Annotated in this window: 3 protein-coding genes; all 3 read right to left on the minus strand. The window is 70.3% G+C overall.

Features of this window, described 5'->3' with window-relative positions; all coding sequences use genetic code 11:
* A partial coding sequence (locus AC1DY5_RS52285; RefSeq protein WP_478122126.1) for a multidrug effflux MFS transporter occupies nucleotides 1-1124 on the minus strand: 1124 nt, incomplete at its 3' end.
* A gap of 65 nt (nucleotides 1125-1189) precedes the next feature.
* Nucleotides 1190-1732 carry a methylated-DNA--[protein]-cysteine S-methyltransferase gene (locus AC1DY5_RS52290; RefSeq protein WP_478122127.1) on the minus strand — a complete coding sequence of 181 codons (543 nt, stop codon included), beginning with the start codon at nucleotides 1730-1732 and terminating at the stop codon, nucleotides 1190-1192.
* A 15-nt stretch (nucleotides 1733-1747) separates the two neighbouring features.
* Nucleotides 1748-2233: PqiC family protein (locus tag AC1DY5_RS52295; RefSeq protein ID WP_478122128.1), on the minus strand; the 486-nt coding region annotated here is incomplete at its 5' end.

A 2233-nucleotide genomic window follows, 5' to 3' on the forward strand; every position in this document is an offset into this window, starting at 1 on the left:
ATACCGGTGACCATCGGCAGCGGCCGGCCGTCGGTGAACAGTCCGACCACCGCCATCACCAGTGCGCCGGTCAGCATCTGCAGCGTGCCGAGCAGTGCCGACGCGGTGCCGGCGATGGCGCCGTGCTTCTCGAGGGCCAGCACCGAGGTGGTGGGAATCACCAGGCCCATCAGGCCGCTGGCGATGAAGTACAGCACGATCAGCACCGCCAGCCGGTCGCCGCCGCTGGCGAAGTAGGCGAACATCGCGAGCATCACCGCGCCGCAGGCGCAGACGCTGGTCTTGACCACGCGCTCGATCCCGAAGCGCTCGCACAGCGGGCCGTTGAGCTGCGCGGCGGCGAAGAAGGCGGCGGCGTTGACGCCGAAGGCGATGCTGTACATCACCGGCGACAGGCCGTAGTGGTCGATCATCACGAAGGAGGAATTCGCCAGGTAGGTGAAGAAGCCCGCCATCGCGAAGGCGCCGATGAAGACCAGCCCGAGATAGTGCGTGTCGCGCAGCAGCACCGCGTAGGCCGCGAGCGCGCTGCGCAGGCTGCTCTCGACCCGTTCCTCGGCCAGGCGCGTCTCCTTCAGCACCGAGGCGATGGTCGCCAGCCCGATCACCGCGGCCAGCGTGACCGACCAGAACACGCCGCGCCAGCCGGTGAAGGCGATCACCGCGCTGCCGGCCAGCGGCGCCAGGATCGGCGACACGCTGAAGACCAGCATCAGCAGCGACATCAGCCGTGCCGCATCGGTCCCGGTGTGCAGGTCGCGCACCACGGCACGCGGGATCGCCATGCCGGCCGCGGCACCCAGGCCCTGGACGAAGCGCAGCGCGATCAGCATCTCGATGCTGGTGGCCAGCGCGCAGCCGATGCTCGCCAGCGCGAACAGGCCGAGGCCGAAGTAGAGCGGCGGCTTGCGGCCCACCATGTCGGACACCGGCCCGTAGAGCAATTGCCCGACGCCGAGCGAGATGAAGAAGGCCGTGAGGCTCATTTGCACCGGCCCGATGCCGGCCTGCAGGCTGCTGCCGATCTCAGGCAGGGCCGGCAGGTACATGTCGATCGCGAACGGGCCGATGGCCGACAACAGGCCCAGCACGATCGCGATCTTGAAGAAGCGCGAGGAAGTCATGGAGCGATTGTCGCCAAGACGGTGATGGACCATCGCCAGCGCGATCCACCGGCCTGTGCTATGCGTCAGAAAAGATCGCCGCTGTCGCTGTCTGGCCGGGCGCCCTCGATGGCCAGCATGTGCAGCTTCGCCACCGCGCCGCCACGGGCCGAGAAGCCGCCCCACTTTCCGCCCGCGGCGAGCACCCGGTGGCAGGGGACGACCGGCGCGAAGGGGTTGAGGCCGAGCGCATGCCCGACGGCGCGCGCCAGCCCCTTGTCGCCGAGTTCGGCTGCGATGTCGCCGTAGCTGCGGGTTCGTCCGGGCGGGATGCGGCGCGCGATCGCATAGACGCGCTGGTGGAACTCGCTGATGCCCTCCATGTCGAGCACGATGTCATCGAGGGCCAGCCGCTGCCCGGCGAGCAGCGCACGGATGCCCGCGATCGCGGACGCCACCGCGTCTGGCGCCTCGGCTTCCGCGACACCCGGAAAACGCCGCCTCATGCGCGCGCGGGTGGCGGCCTCCTCGCCGTCGGGCAGCTGGACGCCGACGATGCCGCGCGGACCCCAGGCGATGCCACAGGCCCCAATGGCCGTGTCGAAGAGTGCGAAGCCGTTCGGGTGCATCGCCGGTGGCCCGCTTCACGCCGTGCACGACGCCGCCGGCCGGCCCTGCAGCGCGGGAACGCTGGCCGCGATCGCGTCAGCCAGTTGGGAGGCGACGCGCTGCGCACCCTGCGCCAGCGCATCGATACCGCCAGCGACCGGCTCCGACACCGAGATCCGGCAGCCGACGCCCGGCCCTTCGTCGGTGCGGCGCAAGGTCCAGCTGAAGGCCGCGTCGACCCGGCTGCCCTCGATCGCATCGAACTGGCCCATCTGCACCGCAATGCGGATCGCCGGCTGGCCGCGCTGGCGGCCGGACTTGCTGACGTCGACCGCGCCGAGCCGCGCGGCCACCGCGCTGCCCAGCGCATCGCGCAATTCGCTTTCGAACGAGGAGGACCAGCGATGCTGCTCGAGGATCTCGACCTGCGGCCCAGTGGCCGAATCCTTCTGCCGCACCACCAGTTGCGGCCGGACGAAACGCTCGGGCATCGCGATCGGGGCCAATTCGATGTAGAGCGG

The sequence above is a fragment of the Variovorax sp. P4_D9 genome, assembly GCF_056401695.1.

Excerpts from the sequence above, each read along its gene's own strand:
- AC1DY5_RS52290 (WP_478122127.1), bottom strand. The coding sequence starts at position 1,732 with ATGCACCCGAACGGCTTCGCACTCTTCGACACGGCCATTGGGGCCTGT.